The organism is Microbacterium sp. MMO-113, from assembly GCF_037148555.1.
GTDB lineage: Bacteria > Actinomycetota > Actinomycetes > Actinomycetales > Microbacteriaceae > Microbacterium.
Genome location: NZ_JBBCTD010000001.1, coordinates 790991 through 807469 on the forward strand (window position 1 = coordinate 790991; position 16479 = coordinate 807469).

Annotated in this window: 14 protein-coding genes; 10 read left to right on the forward strand and 4 right to left on the reverse strand. The window is 69.1% G+C overall.

Annotated features, from left to right (window positions below):
- The first annotated feature begins 18 nt into the window (after positions 1-18).
- The 8 genes from tsf to WFJ36_RS03800 all read left to right on the forward strand — a co-directional run bounded on the left by tsf (position 19) and on the right by WFJ36_RS03800 (position 5801).
- Positions 19-846, forward strand: coding sequence for a translation elongation factor Ts (gene tsf, locus WFJ36_RS03765; protein WP_105949779.1), 828 nt, complete (start codon positions 19-21; stop codon positions 844-846).
- A gap of 90 nt (positions 847-936) precedes the next feature.
- Positions 937-1653: a UMP kinase gene (gene pyrH, locus WFJ36_RS03770; protein WP_060922802.1), complete on the forward strand. Its 717-nt coding sequence runs from the start codon at positions 937-939 to the stop codon at positions 1651-1653.
- Positions 1654-1720: 67 nt separating this feature from the next.
- Positions 1721-2275 (forward strand): ribosome recycling factor, encoded by a 555-nt coding sequence (gene frr, locus WFJ36_RS03775; RefSeq protein ID WP_071328538.1) that lies wholly within the window; start codon positions 1721-1723, stop codon positions 2273-2275.
- A gap of 5 nt (positions 2276-2280) precedes the next feature.
- Complete coding sequence (locus WFJ36_RS03780) at positions 2281-3426, forward strand: phosphatidate cytidylyltransferase (RefSeq protein WP_071328539.1); 1146 nt, start codon at positions 2281-2283, stop codon at positions 3424-3426.
- Between the two features lie 20 nt (positions 3427-3446).
- Positions 3447-4028 carry a DivIVA domain-containing protein gene (locus tag WFJ36_RS03785; RefSeq protein ID WP_071328540.1) on the forward strand — a complete coding sequence of 194 codons (582 nt, stop codon included), beginning with the start codon at positions 3447-3449 and terminating at the stop codon, positions 4026-4028.
- A gap of 49 nt (positions 4029-4077) precedes the next feature.
- Positions 4078-4785, forward strand: coding sequence for a transglycosylase SLT domain-containing protein (locus WFJ36_RS03790; RefSeq protein ID WP_256209412.1), 708 nt, complete (start codon positions 4078-4080; stop codon positions 4783-4785).
- Between the two features lie 9 nt (positions 4786-4794).
- Positions 4795-5082 (forward strand): hypothetical protein, encoded by a 288-nt coding sequence (locus tag WFJ36_RS03795; protein WP_336642680.1) that lies wholly within the window; start codon positions 4795-4797, stop codon positions 5080-5082.
- Positions 5083-5084: 2 nt separating this feature from the next.
- Positions 5085-5801 (forward strand): alpha/beta hydrolase, encoded by a 717-nt coding sequence (locus WFJ36_RS03800; RefSeq protein ID WP_071328756.1) that lies wholly within the window; start codon positions 5085-5087, stop codon positions 5799-5801.
- An 18-nt stretch (positions 5802-5819) separates the two neighbouring features.
- Here the strand turns inward: WFJ36_RS03800 and WFJ36_RS03805 are convergent, their stop codons facing one another.
- The gene (locus WFJ36_RS03805; RefSeq protein WP_060922797.1) at positions 5820-6881 is read right to left on the reverse strand and encodes an AI-2E family transporter; all 1062 of its coding nucleotides are present in this window, start codon (positions 6879-6881) and stop codon (positions 5820-5822) included.
- A 178-nt stretch (positions 6882-7059) separates the two neighbouring features.
- Between WFJ36_RS03805 and WFJ36_RS03810 the strand changes: the two genes are divergently transcribed.
- Together WFJ36_RS03810 and WFJ36_RS03815 are read left to right on the forward strand one after the other, a co-directional pair.
- A complete protein-coding gene (locus WFJ36_RS03810; protein ID WP_336642681.1) occupies positions 7060-9003 on the forward strand; it encodes a glycosyl transferase in 1944 nt (647 codons plus the stop codon).
- Positions 9004-9008: 5 nt separating this feature from the next.
- Positions 9009-9935 carry a tetratricopeptide repeat protein gene (locus WFJ36_RS03815; protein ID WP_442927826.1) on the forward strand — a complete coding sequence of 309 codons (927 nt, stop codon included), beginning with the start codon at positions 9009-9011 and terminating at the stop codon, positions 9933-9935.
- Positions 9936-9983: 48 nt separating this feature from the next.
- On the opposite strand, the gene glgB is transcribed toward WFJ36_RS03815, so the two are convergent.
- The 3 genes from glgB to glgX all read right to left on the reverse strand — a co-directional run bounded on the left by glgB (position 9984) and on the right by glgX (position 16388).
- Positions 9984-12185, reverse strand: a complete 2202-nt coding sequence (gene glgB, locus WFJ36_RS03820) for a 1,4-alpha-glucan branching protein GlgB (RefSeq protein WP_336642683.1) — start codon at positions 12183-12185, stop codon at positions 9984-9986.
- Positions 12182-14251 (reverse strand): alpha-1,4-glucan--maltose-1-phosphate maltosyltransferase, encoded by a 2070-nt coding sequence (locus WFJ36_RS03825; protein ID WP_083391693.1) that lies wholly within the window; start codon positions 14249-14251, stop codon positions 12182-12184. Before WFJ36_RS03825 ends, glgB begins: the two co-directional genes overlap by 4 nt.
- A 64-nt stretch (positions 14252-14315) precedes the next feature.
- A complete protein-coding gene (gene glgX, locus WFJ36_RS03830; protein WP_336642684.1) occupies positions 14316-16388 on the reverse strand; it encodes a glycogen debranching protein GlgX in 2073 nt (690 codons plus the stop codon).
- Between the last annotated feature and the right edge of the window lie 91 nt (positions 16389-16479).

A 16479-nucleotide genomic window follows, 5' to 3' on the forward strand; every position in this document is an offset into this window, starting at 1 on the left:
AGCAAGGAGCCACCACACATGGCCAACTTCACCATCGCCGACCTCAAGGCGCTGCGTGAGCAGCTCGGCACGGGAATGGTCGACACCAAGAAGGCGCTCGAGGAGGCTGACGGCGACGTCGAGAAGGCCACCGAGATCCTGCGCCTGAAGGGTGCGAAGGGCAACGCCAAGCGCGCCGACCGTTCGACCAGCGAGGGCCTCGTCGTCGCTCGTGAGCAGGACGGCGCCGTGACGCTCGTCGAGCTCGCCTGCGAGACCGACTTCGTCGCGAAGAACGAGCGCTTCATCGCGCTGGCCGACAAGGTCGCCGACGCCGTCGCGGCCGTGAAGGCCGACTCGGTCGAGGCCGCCCTCGCCGCTTCGGCGGGCGACAAGACCGTCGAGCAGCTCATCTCGGAAGAGGCCGCCATCATCGGCGAGAAGGTCGAGCTCCGTCGCGTGCGCACCGTCTCCGGTGACAGCGTCGAGGTCTACCTCCACCGCACGAGCAAGGACCTGCCGCCGCAGATCGGTGTCGTCGTCGCCTACACGGGTGACGACGCCGAGACCGCGCGCAGCATCGCCCAGCACATCTCGTTCGCGAACCCGTCGTACCTGTCCCGCGAGGACGTGCCGGCGGATGCGGTCGAGAAGGAGCGCGAGATCGTCACCGAGATCTCCCGCAACGAGGGCAAGCCCGAGGCCGCTCTGCCGAAGATCGTCGAAGGCCGCGTCTCCGCGTTCATCAAGCAGGTCGCCCTGCTGGAGCAGGACTACGCCAAGGACAACAAGCTCTCTGTCGCCCAGGTGGCGAAGGACGCCGGTATCACCGTGACGGACTTCGCGCGCTTCAAGGTCGGCGCGTAGCACTGTCGAAGGGGTTCGGATCGCTCGATCCGAACCCCTTCTTCATGCCCACCAGGCACTATCTTGAATCGGGACGAGAGGACATCCCCCATGACTGAACGCACCGGACGCCGTCGCGTCCTCCTCAAGCTCTCCGGAGAGGCGTTCGGCGCCGGTCAGCTCGGCGTCAACCCCGACGTGGTCAGCCAGATGGCGCGGGAGATCGCCGCCGCGGTCGACCGGGTCGAAGTGGCGGTCGTCGTCGGCGGCGGCAACTTCTTCCGCGGCGCAGAGCTCAGCCAGCGGGGTATGGACCGCGGGCGCGCCGACTACATGGGCATGCTCGGCACCGTGATGAACGCCCTGGCCCTGCAGGACTTCCTCGAGCAGGCGGGTGCCGCGACGCGTGTGCAGTCCGCGATCTCGATGACCCAGGTCGCCGAGCCCTACATCCCGCGTCGGGCGGAGCGGCACATGGAGAAGGGCCGCGTCGTCATCTTCGGCGCCGGCGCAGGCCTGCCGTACTTCTCCACCGACACGGTCGCCGCGCAGCGCGCACTGGAGATCGGCGCGCAGGAGGTCCTCGTGGCCAAGAACGGCGTCGACGCGATCTACACCGCGGACCCGAACAAGCACGCCGACGCGGAGCGCATCGACCGCGTGACCTATCGCGATGCGCTGCAGCAGGGGCTCAAGGTCGTCGACTCGACGGCGTTCAGCCTGTGCATGGACAACAACATGGACATGCGCGTCTTCGGCATGGAGCCGGCGGGCAACGTTACCCGGGCGCTCCTGGGCGAGCCCATCGGCACGCTCGTCACCGCCTGAGCGCCTGCACGGGACGGGAGCCCGCTCCCGATAGAATTTCCAGAACACCCCGACGATAGGAGCCACCGTGATCGCGGACGTCCTCGCTGAAACCACCACCCGCATGTCCCGGGCCGTCGAGGCTGCCAAGGAGGACTTCTCCACGGTGCGCACCGGTCGTGCGAACCCGCAGCTGTTCCAGAAGGTGCTGGTCGACTACTACGGCACGCCGACGCCGCTCGCGCAGCTCGCCTCGCTCGCGAACCAGGAAGCGCGCACGCTCATCATCACGCCGTACGACAAGTCCGCGCTCAAGGCGATCGAGCAGGCCATCCGCGACATGCCGAACCTCGGGGCGAACCCCACGAACGACGGCAACCTCGTGCGCGTCACGATGCCGGAGCTCACGGCGGAGCGCCGCAAGGAGTACGTGAAGCTCGTGAAGTCGAAGGGCGAGGACGCGAAGGTCCACGTCCGCGGCATCCGCCGGAAGGCGAAGGACGAGCTGGACGGCCTGAAGAGCGAGCTCGGCGAGGACGAGATCGCCCGCGGCGAGAAGGAGCTCGACGCGCTGACCCGTCAGCACGTCGATCTCATCGACGACGCGCTCAAGCGCAAAGAGGCCGAACTCCTCGAGGTGTAGCTCGTATGTCCGATGAATCGCGCGGCGCTGAGGAGGGCACTCCGGTGACGCGCCGGGAGGAGCGGCCGGAGGCTGCTCCCGACGGCGGCGTGCCGCTCGGCGACGCCGCCTTCCCGGCGTTCGACGCGGATCGGGTGCCACCGCGGCCACCGCTCCCGGCGCCGCCGGGGGCAGCTCCCGTCACCGCAGACCGCCTCGACACCGCCGACCACAACGCGATCCGCGAGCAGTGGCGTCAGGCGCGCGATGAGTTCGGCACGCATGTCTCTCATGCGCGCGATCAGCTCGATCAGGCGAACGAGCGCATCAAGCAGCGCACCGGTCGCGATCTGATCCTCGCGATCCTCATCGGACTCGCTTTCGGCGCGGCACTGCTTGGTTCGCTGCTGTTCATCAAGGCGCTGTTCGTGCCGTTCGCGTTGGCTGCGGCACTCCTCGGCGTGTACGAGCTCTCCCGCGCCCTGCGAGCGGCCGGACGTCGGGTCGACGTCGTCCCGCAGCTGATCGCCGCGACGTTCCTGGTCCTGTCCGCGTACTTCGCCGAGCCGTGGCTGAGCTGGGTCATGCTGTTCGTCTCCGTGGCCTTCGTCATCGTTTGGCGCCTGCTCGCCCAGATGGTCGCCAAGGATGGCCGAACGTACGGAGATGTGCTCACCGACGCCGTGATCGGCGGGTTCGTCCAGGTGTACGTCCCGTTCCTCGCCGGCGTGGCCCTCATCCTGCTCGAGCAGGAGGGCGGGCAATGGTGGGTGCTCAGCTTCATCGCGATCGCCGTCGCCGCGGACACCGGTGCGTATGCGGCCGGACTCGCCTTCGGGCGGCACCCGATGGCACCGCGGATCAGTCCCAAGAAGACCTGGGAGGGCTTCGCCGGCGCCGTGGTCGCGTCGCTCGTGGCGGGCGTGCTGCTCGCGATCTTCCTGCTCGACCTGCCCTGGTGGGGCGGCGTGATCTTCGGGGCCGCGATCCTGCTGTCCGCGACGCTCGGGGACCTCGGCGAGTCGATGTTGAAGCGCGACCTCGGGATCAAGGACATGAGCTCGTGGCTCCCGGGGCACGGAGGGCTCCTCGACCGGCTGGACAGCATCCTGCCGTCGACGATCCCCGCCCTCTGCCTGTACTTCCTCCTCTCTCCCTGGTTGGTGCTGTGATGAACGACAGTGGTGCTGTGATGGATGACGACCGCCGCGAGGCTACCGTGCAGAACACGGCCAAGCCGGCGTTCGCGCTCACGACCGGGCGCGCGAAGGGGTATCACCGCGCCGCGGTGGACGAGTTCCTCGCGTCGGCGCGACAGGCGTTCGAGAGCGGTGCGGACGACCTCACGGCCGAGGACGTGCGCACCGTCTCCTTCCCGCTCGTCAAGGAGGGCTACATGGTGGCAGACGTCGACGCGGCCCTCGGACGCGTCGAGGATGCCTTCGCCGCGCGCGAGAGGGAGCGCGCCGTGCGCGCCCTCGGAGCGGGCGCATGGGTGGAGCAGGCGAGGGCTGACGCGCAGGTGATCCTGGACCACCTGGCGCGTCCGCGTCGCCACCGGTTCGCCCGCACCGGATTCCTCACCTTCGGCTATCGCGTCGACGAGGTCGATCACGTCACCTCCCGCATCGTCCGCTACCTGCGGGACGGCGATGCGCTGTCGGCCGAGCAGTTGCGGTCCGCCGCGTTCCGCATGCAGCGCGGCGGCTACCGCGAAGAGCAGGTCGACGCGCTCCTGGACGCCACCATCGACGTGATCCTGGCGGTCCGCTGAGCACGTCTGATGGCCTCTTCAGGCAGGTATGCGTAAACTGTCCTCCATCGTGAACTCCCGAAACGACATGATGCCCGAACGTAACGACGCCCCGCTGGTACCCGCAGCGACGTCCGCGTCGGCCTCCCGCGGTACCCGCCGCTGGTCTCGCCGTCGCGGTGTCGTCGGAGTCTTCAGCTCTCTCGCGGTCGTCGGATTCGCCGCCGCGATGGTCGCGCCCACCGGGGTCGCCCTGGCGCAGCCCATGGCCACGGAGGCGCCGGACTCCGTGTATGCGGTGGCACTGGCGGACACGCAGAACCTCACCGTCACGGTGGAAGGGGCGGCGATCACCCCGGTCGAGCGCGGGTCGTTCGACATCTACGTCAAGCCCAAGCCCAAGCCGAAGCCCAAGCCGGCCCCGGCGACCACGTCCTCGTCGTCCGACGACTCGCAGGGCGGATCCTCCGGTGGCGGTGGGCTCCCGCCGTACAGCGGCGGCGGCGCTCCCGCGGAGTGGATGGCTGCCGCCGGGATCGCGCAGGGCGACTGGCAGTACGTCGACTACATCGTCTCGCGGGAGAGTGGCTGGAACCCCAACGCGACCAACTCGTCCTCCGGCGCCTGCGGCCTCGTCCAAGCGCTGCCCTGCAGCAAGGTGCCGGGCAACGGCTACAACCCGGTGGACAATCTCCGTTGGGCCACCGGATACGCCACCGGTCGCTACGGCAGCTGGGCAGGCGCGTACAACTTCTGGGTCACGAACCACTGGTGGTGAGGCGGCACCATGCCCCGCTCACGCCGACGTCCTTCCGCGCGCCCTGAGGGCGATGACTCGTTCGAGCGCCTCCTCGCCGGCTGGAAGCGCGCTGAGGTCCGCCGAGGCGTGGAGTGGACGGTGCAGCCCGTCTCCGCGCTCCAGGCGCAGAAAGCGTATGTCTGCCCGGGCTGCGGACGGTCCGTCGAACCCGGGACCGCCCACCTCGTCGCGTGGCGCGCGGACGGTGTTCTCGGCGACGCCGCAGCTCTCGCCGACCGCAGGCACTGGCACAACCACTGTTGGAGGATCGCATGACCATGGAGATCCGGGGACCGCTGGAGCTTCCGGCGCGTCGCGAGGACATCGAGCTGCACACCGCGGACGGACTGACGCTCGTCGGCGAGCTCGCAATGCCGGAGGCCGCCGCCCCGGTCGCGACCCTGGTCACGCTGCACCCGCTGCCGACTGCCGGCGGCTTCATGGACTCGCACATCATCCGGAAGGCATCCGCGCGGCTGCCGGCACTGGCCGACCTCGCGGTACTGCGGTTCAACACCCGTGGCACCACATCGCCGCGCGGCACCAGCGAGGGAACGTTCGACGGCGGCGCGGCGGAGCAGTTCGATGTCGCGGCCGCCATGGGCTTCGTCCGTGACCGCGCGTTGCCGCGTCCGTGGCTCGTCGGGTGGTCGTTCGGGACGGAACTCGCCCTCAAGTACGGTGCCGACCACGACATCGAGGGCATCATCCTCCTCTCGCCGCCGTTGCATCGCACGACGGCGGAGGAGGTCGCCGCCTGGGGGAAGACGGGCCACCGCGTGGTCATCCTGGTACCCGAGTTCGACGACTACCTGCGCCCAGCGGAAGCACGGGAGCGCTTCGCGACGATCCCGCAGGCGCAGCTGATCGCCGTCGAAGGAGGCAAGCATCTGTGGGTGGGGGAGACGCAGACGCGCCGGGTGCTCACAGAGATCGTCGCCGCGGTCAATCCGTCGGCCTTGCCGCTGCCGACCCACTGGTCGACCGAGGACTGACGCCGCGGGCGGCCCTGGTCATCGTTCGTTCATACGCGGGATGAGCACCTGGCGGTAGAGGATCAGGATGCTGGCGGCCACCGGGATCGCGATGAGCGCCCCGAGCAGGCCCAGCAGGCTGCCTCCCGCGAGGGCAGCCACCACCACGACGGCGCCGGGCACGGAGACCGCGCGGCTCATGATGCGCGGAGAGATCACGTACGCCTCGATCTGCATGTAGATCAGGTAGTAGATCGCCGCCGCGAGGGCCGTGCCGGGGGAGCCGAGGCCGGGGATGAGGCAGACGAGGACGATGATCGTCGAGCCGGTCAGGGTGCCCACCAGCGGGATGAGCGAGAAGAAGAACGCGACGACCGCGAGAACGGCGGGGAACGGCGCGTCGATGATCGTCAGGTAGATCGCGCTGAGGACGCCGTTGATCACGCCCTGGCTGACCTGGCCCATGACGTAGTACCCGACCGAGTCGGTGATCTGCTCCGAGAGATCGATGAAGCGATCCCGCTTGGACGCCGGGACGAGCTGGTACACCGCGCGCTTGAGCGAGGGCGTCGAGGCCGTGAGATAGATGGTCAGGATGAGGACGATGAACGCGCCGAACACACCGCTGAGCACGGCGCCGCTGGCGATCAGCACGCCCTGACCGATCGACCCGCCGATCTCTGCGAGGTTGGTCGTCAGCCAGTCCTCCACGTACGCGAAGACGTCGTCGACGAGGAGGTTGGGGAACGTCTCCTGGATCCAGCTCCGCAGGTCCTCGATGGCCGTTCCGCGCTGCACGATCGCCGTGATCTGGGCGATGAGCTGCGAGATCTGGTCGACCAGCACCGGCAGCACGATGAGGATGATCCCGACGAAGACGGCCAGCACGGCGACGATCGTCACGAGGACCGCGAGCCAACGGGGCAGGCGTCGACGCTCGAGGAACGTGACCAGGGGATCGAGTCCGAGGCTGAGGAAGAGCGCGGTGCCGATGTACAGCAGCACGGTCGACAGCGTCTGCACGCTGCTGATCAGGACGATCCCGAGGCCCACGCCCAGTGTCGCCACGAGGGCGGTGCGGAACGGGTTGTGGATCTTCATGCGGGCTCCTCGGTACGGCTGCAGCAAGGCTACCCATGCCGCGGCTCCACGCGCCGCCGACGTGCCGCGCGACGGAGGAGGGAGAGCCCTCGTGGTCAACACACAGGTGACTTCGCTAGTCTGAAATGTCGAGTATGGCGTCGCGGGCGGGAAGCCGCGATGCGTGAGGAGACTATTCGTGCGTTTCGTATGGGCCGTGGTGGCCTTCGTGCTGGCTGCCGTGCTGATCGGTGCGGGGATCGCCCAACGCACCATCTTCGTCGGCCCTTCGTCTGAGGAAGCCCGCGTCGACATCGAGGAGCCTGCGCCCTTCGTGCTCCTGGACGGCGATGTCCTGCGGATCAACGCCGGCGCGCAGAAGCTGCTCATCCGCGGCGAGGGCGAGATCTTCACCAGCTACGGACGCACGGCCGACATGGAGGCCTGGCTCTCCGACTCGGAGTACAACCATGTGACCGTCGGGGACGACGACGAACTCGTCGTCGACCACGTCGCCCCCGCGGACGACGAGGGGTCGACCGAGACACCGGCGCCCGAGGCCACGGCGACTGCGTCGCCGGAAGCCGACGCCGATGCACCCGCGGGTCGCAACCCCGCCGGCTCCGATCTGTGGCTCGACTCCTTCACCGATGAGAACTTCCTTTCCACCGACAACATGCAGCTCCCGGAAGGGACCAGCGTGCTGATCGCCTACGACGGCACCAAGGACGCGCCGGACGACATCGTCGTCTCCTGGCCGCTGGACACCCGGACGCCGTTGGCGGGACCGCTCATGGCGGCCGGCGGCCTCGTGCTCCTCGTGGGGCTTGTCCTCTACGTGCTCGCGATCCGCCACCAGCGCCGTGGTCGGGGTCCGCGCCGGAAGGGTCCGGGACCGCTTCCCTCGACGCAGCCGATCGACGTGGCGGCCCTTCCGCCGTCCGAACGGGATGCCCTGGAGGCAGCGGACGAGGCGCAGTCGCCGACACCGGCGGGGAAGGACGACGTGGAGGACGCGGAGATCGTCGACGAGAAGGAGCAGGACGGGAAGAGCACGATGCGAGCCGAGCGCCCGAGGCGTCGTCGGCGCCTGCTCGCCCTCCCCGCCATCGGTCTGACCGCGCTGCTGGCCTCGGGCTGCACAGCCGACTCCTGGCCGGAGTTCGGGGACGCCTCCGCATCGCCGTCTCCGACGCCGACCGTGATCGCCCCCGAGAACCAGAAGCCGCCGGCGGTCACCGAGACACAGGCCGAGCGGATCCTCCGCGAGGTCTCCGAGACTCTGGTGCAGGCCGACGAGGCGAAGGACCTCGACCTCGCGGCGACCCGTCTCGACGGCGCTCCGCTGACGACGAGGACCACCGACTACGCCCTGCGCGCCAAGCTCCCGGATCGTGCCGCGCCCGCCGCGATCCCCACCGACGACGTCGAAGTTGTGCTCCCCGAGGCGACGGACCGCTGGCCGCGCACCGTCCTCATGCTCTCGAAGAGCACGGGTGACGACACCGTGCCGCCGGTGGTGCTCACCATGACGCAGGCCGACCCCTGGTCCAACTACAAGGTGACCACCATGGCGGAGATGTCGGCGGATGCGGTGTTCCCTGAGGTGGCCGCGAGCTGGCTCGGGACCTCGCTGGTCCCGGCAGACTCGGCCTTCCTGTCCGTGCCGCCGAACGAGGTCGCGGCGGCGTTCGCCGATGTCGTCGACAAGGGCGAGAAGAGTGCCTCGTACGGGCAGTTCGACGACTTGGCGCTCAATCTTGCCACGTCGATCAGGGACAGCAGGCAGAACCTGGTGCAGGGACTCGCTGATGCCGGCGCCGCGAAAACGTCCAAGGCGGCGTTCGACATGAAGCCGACGACGGCGGAACCGGTCTCGATGACGACGCTGGACAGCGGCGCCATCGTCGCGGTCTCCGTCCTCGACGTCGAGACGATCACCCCCACGTCCTCCGACGTCGTCATCCGTTTCGGTGACAACAAGGAGGCCAAGGCGCTCACCGGGGCCAATGAGTCCGCGAAGGGCGCCCAGACCATCTATGAGTTCCAGCTGTTCTTCGCCGTCCCGTCCCAGGGGTCGAGCGAACCGATCCGTCTCCTGGCCTCTCGTCAGGATCTCGTGTCCGTGAAGGTGATCAAGTGAGTGAGATGTCTCCCGCGGCCCTGCGTGGTGCCGTCGATCTGTCCAGCCTGCGCAACCGTCCGTCCGCGCCGGCGAGCGGTACGGCTGCCCCCTCGAGTTCCCCGGTGGCCGATGTCGTGATGGATGCGACAGACGAGAACTTCGGCCAGGTGCTCGAGCTGTCCCGCACCGTCCCCGTGGTCGTCGATCTCTGGGCCGAGTGGTGCGGGCCGTGCAAGCAGCTGAGCCCGATCATCGAGAAGGTGACCAGGGAGCTCGGCGGTCGTGTGCTCCTGGCCAAGGTCGACGTCGATGCGAATCCGCAGCTCGCGCAGAGCTTCCGCGCGCAGTCGATCCCGATGGTCGTCGCCCTCATCGCAGGCCAGCCGGTGCCGATGTTCACGGGCGCCGTCCCCGAGCAGCAGGTGCGTGAGGTCTTCGCGCAGCTGCTGCAGGTGGCCGCGCAGAACGGCGTCGCGGGGATGCTCCCGGTCGGCGAGGCCGAGGCAGGGGAGGCTGAACCTCCCGCCGAGCCCGAGCTGCCGCCACTGCACGCGGAGGCGTTCTCCGCTATCGAGCGCGGTGACTACCGCGCGGCCATCTCCGCCTATGAGAAGGCGCTCGCGGAGAACCCGCGTGACGAAGACGCCATCGCCGGCCTGGGCCAGGTCCGCCTGCTGGACCGTGTGCAGGGACTCGACCTGCAGACGGCTCGGGCCGAGGCCGCCGCGGCTCCGCTGGACGTGCAGGCCCAGTTCGACGTCGCGGACCTCGACCTCGCCGGCGGGCATGTGGACGACGCCTTCGGCCGGCTCCTGGACCTGTTCGCGCAGCTGCCGTCCGACCAGCGCACTCCCGTGCGTGAGCGTCTCGTCGAGCTCTTCGGCCTCATCGGCGCGAGCGATCCGCGCGTGATCGCGGCTCGCAACCGACTCTCCTCGCTGCTGTTCTGATCGATCTGCGCGGACTCACGCGCGCAGATCGATCGTTCCGGTCGCTCGTCAGCCGTTGTTCACGGTGGGGACGTGCGGCTCCGGCTGATGACGGAGCCAGAGCGTGGACAGCGCGGGCAGCGTGATCGAGGCCGTCGGAGCGCCTCCGTCCCCGAGCTCCGCGATCACCATCCCGAGGTTGCCGGAACCGCGTCCGCCGTAGACGGCGGCGTCGGAGTTGAGGATCTCCTGCCAGACGCCTTCGCGCGGGAGCCCGAGACGATACCCGGTGCGCTTCACGCCGGCGAAGTTGCTGACGACGACGAGACGGCCGCCGTGCGCGTCCCGCCGTTCGAAGGCGATCACGGACGGGTCCCAGCTGGGGGCCCCGAGGCGCGTGAACCCCGAGCCGTCGCTGTCGCGCTCCCAGAGCGGCGCCTGCGCCCGGTACACCCCGTTCATCGCGGCGACGAAGTCCTGCAGCTGGGCGTGAGAGGGCTGCTCGCGGAGCCACCAGTCCAGTTCACGCCCTTCGGACCACTCCGCGAGCTGTCCGAACTCCTGTCCCATGAACAGCAGCTTCTTGCCCGGGTGTCCCCACATGTAGGCGAGGTAGGCGCGGACGTTCGCGAGCTTGTGCCAGTGGTCGCCCGGCATCTTCGACAGCAAGCTGCCCTTGCCGTGCACGACCTCGTCGTGGCTGATCGGCAGCACGTAGTTCTCGCCGAATGCGTAGACGAACGAGAACGTCATCTCGCCCTCGTGGTGCGCTCGGTACATCGGGTCTCTGCCGATGTACTGCAGCGAGTCGTTCATCCACCCCATGTTCCACTTGAACCCGAACCCGAGTCCGGCATGATCCGTCGGCGCTGTGACGCCGGGGAAGCTCGTGGACTCCTCGGCGATCATGAGGATCCCGGGGTGGAGCCGGTAGGCCGTGGCGTTGACCTCTTGAAGGAAGCGGATCGCCTCCAGATTCTCGCGTCCGCCGTGGATGTTCGGCTCCCACTCGCCCTCGCGGCGCGAGTAGTCGAGGTAGAGCATCGACGCCACGGCATCGACCCGGAGGCCGTCGACGTGGAACTCCTCGAGCCAGTACAGTGCGTTCGCGACGAGGAAGCCGCGGACCTCGGGCCGGCCGTAGTCGAAGATGAGCGTGCCCCAGTCCTGATGCTCGCCACGGCGAGGGTCGGGGTGCTCGTACAGAGGCTGGCCGTCGAAGCGCGCCAGGGCGAAGGCGTCCTTGGGAAAGTGCCCGGGGACCCAGTCCATGATCACGCCGATGCCGGCCTGGTGCAGGCGGTCGATGAGGTACCGCAGGTCGTCGGGGGAGCCATACCGGCTCGTCGGCGCGTAGTAGCCGCTGACCTGATAGCCCCACGATCCGCCGAACGGATGCTCGGCGAGCGGCATGAACTCGACGTGCGTGAAGCCCGTCTCCTGCACGTGCGCGATCAGCGGATCGGCCAGCTCGCGGTACCCCAGGCCCCCGCGCCAGGAGCCGACGTGCACCTCGTACACGGACAGCGGCTGCGCGACGGCATGGGTCGCGGCACGTCGGGTCATCCACGCGCCGTCCGCCCAGACGTAGGACGACGCGGTGACGACAGACGCGGTCTCCGGGGGTACCTGTGCCGCCAGAGCCATCGGGTCCGCTTTGAGGATCCAGGCGCCGCTCCGCGTACGGATCTGGTACTTGTACCGGGTGCCGACGGGGAGGTCAGGGATGAAGAGCTCCCAGACGCCGCTGGCCCCGAGCGAGCGCATGGCGTGGCTCTCGCCGTTCCAACCGTTGTGGTCGCCCACGACCCGGACGGCCGATGCATCGGGAGCCCATACCGCGAAGGAGACGCCGTGCTCGTCGCCCTGGGTGCGGGGATGGGCACCCAGCGCCTCCCAGAGCCGCTCGTGCCGGCCCTCGGCGATGAGGTGCAGGTCGAGATCGCCCAGCGTCGGGGCATGCCGGTACGGGTCACCGGAGACCGTCTCCTCCTCGCCGCGGTAGCGCGTCGCGATGCGATACGGGAGGGGCGGTCCGGGGTGCGTGCCCTCCCAGACGCCGTGCGCGACGTGGGACAGGGCGAGCCTGCTCCCGTCGCCGAACACGGCCTCGACGGTCTCGGCGAGCGGCCGGCGGGCGCGGACGGCGGTGACCGTACGGCCGGCAGCGTCCTTGGCGGGGTGCGCCCCGAGCACGGAGTGCGGGTCGTGATGCTGAGCGGCAGCGACCGCTTCCCACTCGGCGTCGGCGGTGTCCTCGATGCGGCTCATGCGCGCTCCCTCACCTTCAGGATGTGGACGGGCTCGTCGAAGGCGTCGAGCCGGACGTAGTTGTGGTCGCTCCAGGTCCAGACACTGCCGGTCAGGAGATCCTCCACCTCGAAGGTCTCGCCGAGCGGGATGCCCCAACGCGTGGTGTCGAGGTGGACGGTGGTCTCGCGCACCGAGTGCGGGTCGACGTTCGCCACGACGATGAGGGTGTCCGGCCTGCCGGTGCCGGTGAAGGCAGCGTCGAGGTGCTTGCTGAACACGAGGACGGCGTCGTCGTCGCTCCAGTGCAGTTCGAGGTTGCGGAGCTGCCGCAGCGCCGGATGTGCCGCACGGATCTCGTTCAGTCGCCGGAGCAGCGGAGCCAGGGACTCCCCGCGTTCCTCGGCCCCCGCCCAGTCCCGGAACTTGTACTCGTACTTCTCGTTGTCGATGTTCTCCTCGGAACCAGGGCGGGCCACGTTCTCGATGAGCTCGTAGCCGGCGTACACGCCATACACGGGCCCGGCCATCGCGGCGATGCAGGCACGGATGCGATACGCCGCGCGACCGCCGAACTGGAGGTACTCGGTGAGGATGTCGTGCGTGTTCACGAAGAGGTTCGGACGCATGTAGTCGGCCGTCTCGTGGGAGATCGAGGTGAGGAACTCCTCCAGCTCGGGCTTGGTGTTGCGCCAGGTGAAGTAGCTGTAGCTCTGCTGGAAGCCCACCGCGGCCAACGCACGCATCACGGCGGGTCGGGTGAATGCCTCGGCGAGGAAGATGACGTCAGGATCCGTCTCATTGACCGTCGCGATCAGCCACTCCCAGAACTGCAGCGGCTTGGTGTGCGGGTTGTCCACGCGGAAGATCCGGACGCCCTCGCCCACCCAGTGCCGGACGATCCGGAGCATCTCGGCCGCGATGCCTTCCGGATCGTTGTCGAAGTTCAGCGGGTAGATGTCCTGGTACTTCTTGGGCGGGTTCTCCGCGTAGGCGATGCTCCCGTCCGGCAGGGTCGTGAACCACTCCGGGTGGTCGCGGACCCACGGGTGGTCGGGGGAGGCCTGCAGGGCGAGATCGAGGGCGACCTCCAGCCCTTCCTTCCGGGCGGCGCGCACGAAGGCGCGGAAGTCCTGCGGGGTTCCGAGGTCGGGATGGATCGCGTCGTGTCCGCCCTCCGCCGCTCCGATCGCGTATGGCGAGCCCGGATCGCCCGGTTCGGCGACGAGGGTGTTGTTGCGACCCTTGCGGTTGGTGGTGCCGATGGGGTGGACCGGGACGAGGTAGATCACCTCGAATCCCATCCGGGCGACCTCGGGCAGGCGCTTCGCGGCGGTGCGGAACGTGCCGCTGCGCACCGTGCCGTCCGTGAGGCGACGGGCACCCTCGGAGCGGGGGAAGAACTCATACCAGGAGCCGACGCCCGCGCGGGTGCGCTCGACGCGGAGGAGCTGCTCCGTGGAGGCGGAGCGCAGGGTCGTGACGGGACGGTCGCGGAAGATCGCCGCGAGTTCGGGGTCGACCGCCGACGCAGCGGTCGTGGCGGCGTCACCTCTCCGGAGCTCCTCGGCTCGGGCGCGCAGCCGCGTGCGCTGAGCCGCGGGGCGGTCCTTCTCGGCGGCGGCGCGCTGCAGGAGCTCGGCGCCCAGGGCGGCCATCACCTCGACGTCGACTCCCGCGGCGATCTTGAGGTGCGCAGCATGAGCCCAAGTGGCGAAGTCGTCCGAGAATCCCTCGAAGCGGTACCGCCAGACGCCCTCCGCGTCGAGCGCGATCGCGGCTTCCCAGCGATCGGTGCCGTCCGCGAGGGCGGTCAGCCGGTGCAGGCTCTCCTCGCCGGTCGGAGACGTCAGTCGCACGTGCACGCCGATGAGATCGTGCCCTTCTCGGAATGCCACAACGCGGAAGGGGACGACCTCGCCTGCGAAGGCCTTGGCCGGAAACCCGCCGGGGACCGCAGGGGTACCGTCGAGCAAGGGGATCCGGGTCGTCCGCAGGGCTCCGGGGAGATCCGCGTCGGCGGCGCGCGTCGGGATCTGAACGGGGCTCCGGAGAGCCGTGGGTCGGGTTCCAGCACGTGCAGTCACATGCCGAATCTACCGCTCGGGCCTGTCGGAACCTACCGCTCGACCCCGGCGCCGAACCGTGCTATCACTCGACCCGGAACAGGCGCATGGACGTGCCGGGGATCGGCAGGACATCGCCCGGCGCGAACGTGTCCTCCACCTCCGACGGGCGCTCGTCGGCGCTCGACCAGAGGGAGACGAAGCGCGTGGCGTCATCGATCTCCTCCGGCAGCCGCACGTCGATCGGCGCCTCCGTCCCGTGCACGATCAGCAGGATGCGGTTGGCGGGTTCCTTGTCCGGCGTGGACGCGGCGACGTACTGCAGGGTGCGGTTGCCGGGATCCGTCCACTGGTTCGGTTCCATCGTCGCGCCGTCCTGGTCGTACCAGTCCATGACCGACGCGTTCGGGATGTGCTCGCCCAGGCGCGCGTACCGGCTCGGACGCAGTGCCGGGTTCTCCTGACGCAGCCGCACCAGGCGCGCGACGTGCGCCCGGAGGTCTTCCTGCCAGGGCTCGAACTCCCAGGACAGCCACGACAGCGGCGAGTCCTGTGCGTAGGCGTTGTTGTTGCCGCGCTGGCTGCGCCCCACCTCGTCCCCGGCGGTGAGCATCGGGATGCCGGCCGAGAGCAGCAGGGTGCCGAGCAGGTTGCGCATGGCCTTCCGCCGCGCGGCGAGGATAGCCGGATCGTCCGTCGGGCCCTCCACGCCGTGATTGAAGGATCGGTTGAGGTCGGCGCCGTCGCGGTTGTGCTCGCCGTTGGCCTCATTGTGCTTGACGTCGTACGAGACGAGGTCGTGCAGCGTGAACCCGTCGTGCGCCGTGACGAAGTTGATGCTCGCGAGGGGTCCGCGCTCCTCGCTAAAGGTGTTCGACGATCCGGCGAGGCGGGTGGCAAAGCCCCCGATCCCGACCGGTGCCGAGGCCCGCCGCGCGTAGTCGATGTCGCTGAGCCAGAAGTTGCGCACCCGGTCGCGGTACCGGTCGTTCCACTCGTGCCACCCCGCGGGGAAGTTGCCCGTCTGCCAGCCCCCCAGACCGACGTCCCAGGGTTCCGCGATGAGCTTGGTCTCCGCGAGGACGGGATCGGCGGCGATCGCCTGCAGAAGCGGATGGTCTGGGGTATAGGTGTGTGCGCCGTCGCGGGCGATCGCCGTCGCCAGGTCGAAGCGGAACCCGTCGATCTGCATCTCCTCCGCCCAGTACCGGAGCGAGTCCAGCACCAGCCGGGCTCCGGCATCGGTCGCGGTGTTGAGGGTGTTGCCGCATCCGGTGGTGTCGACGTACACGCCCGCGTCGTCCTGCCGGTAGTACCGGGCGTTGTCGATCCCGCGGAAGCTGGAGCGCGGTCCGCCGATCCCCTCCTCCGACGTGTGGTTGTAGACCACGTCGAGGATCACCTCGAGGCCGGCCTCGTGCAGCAGCCTGACCATGCCCTTGAACTCGGCGATGATCGCCTCTGGTCCCCGCTTCCGGGCGTCCTCCGTCGCGTAGGCGGCGTGCGGGGTGAAGAAGTTGAGCGTGTTGTAGCCCCAGTAGTTCGTCAGCCCCCGCTCCAGCAGTCGCGGTTCCGGGACGAAGGCGTGGACGGGGAGCAGCTCCACCGACGTCACCCCGAGGGTGTGGAGGTGCTCGATCATGGCCGGATGCGCGAGCCCCGCGTAGGTGCCGTGCAGCGCGGGCGGGATGTCGGGGTGCCGCTTGGTCAGTCCCTTCAGGTGACCCTCGTAGATGACGGTGCGGTCCGTCGGGACGCGCGGTTTCGTCGAATCGCCCCAGTCGAAGCCGTCCTCGATGACCACGGCCCGCCACTCCTGGTAGCCGTGTCCCTGGGCGAGGCCCCGCGCATACGGGTCGAGAAGCAGCGTCTCCGGGTTGAACGTGTTGCCGGGCCCGTGCGGGCCCTCGACGCGGAGCGCGTAGCGGACTCCGGGCTGCAGCAACGGCGTCGTGACCTCCCAGACGCCCCCGGGCCGCCGTTCAAGCGGAGCCTGGTCGACGACCCAGTCGAGGTCCGTCGCGTCGAAGACGACGAGCTCGACGGCGGAGGCGTTCTGTGACCAGACCCGCAGCGTGCCGATGCCGTCGTGCAGCCGGACGCCGAGGTTGTCGAGGATCGCCCCACCGGGCACGACGGAGTCGAGGGACGAAGACATGGATACACCCTAAACGTGTTGCATTTCAGTCTCATGACAGGACGCACCCGGTCTCACGCGCAGACGGACCGTTCGGGGCACGGATCGGGGA

Excerpts from the sequence above, each read along its gene's own strand:
- WFJ36_RS03805 (WP_060922797.1), bottom strand. The coding sequence starts at position 6,881 with ATGAAGATCCACAACCCGTTCCGCACCGCCCTCGTGGCGACACTGGGC.
- tsf (WP_105949779.1), top strand. The coding sequence starts at position 19 with ATGGCCAACTTCACCATCGCCGACCTCAAGGCGCTGCGTGAGCAGCTC.
- glgX (WP_336642684.1), bottom strand. The coding sequence starts at position 16,388 with ATGTCTTCGTCCCTCGACTCCGTCGTGCCCGGTGGGGCGATCCTCGAC.
- WFJ36_RS03795 (WP_336642680.1), top strand. The coding sequence starts at position 4,795 with ATGCCCCGCTCACGCCGACGTCCTTCCGCGCGCCCTGAGGGCGATGAC.
- WFJ36_RS03780 (WP_071328539.1), top strand. The coding sequence starts at position 2,281 with ATGTCCGATGAATCGCGCGGCGCTGAGGAGGGCACTCCGGTGACGCGC.
- glgB (WP_336642683.1), bottom strand. The coding sequence starts at position 12,185 with ATGAGCCGCATCGAGGACACCGCCGACGCCGAGTGGGAAGCGGTCGCT.
- WFJ36_RS03800 (WP_071328756.1), top strand. The coding sequence starts at position 5,085 with ATGGAGATCCGGGGACCGCTGGAGCTTCCGGCGCGTCGCGAGGACATC.
- WFJ36_RS03785 (WP_071328540.1), top strand. The coding sequence starts at position 3,447 with ATGGATGACGACCGCCGCGAGGCTACCGTGCAGAACACGGCCAAGCCG.
- WFJ36_RS03815 (WP_442927826.1), top strand. The coding sequence starts at position 9,009 with ATGTCTCCCGCGGCCCTGCGTGGTGCCGTCGATCTGTCCAGCCTGCGC.
- pyrH (WP_060922802.1), top strand. The coding sequence starts at position 937 with ATGACTGAACGCACCGGACGCCGTCGCGTCCTCCTCAAGCTCTCCGGA.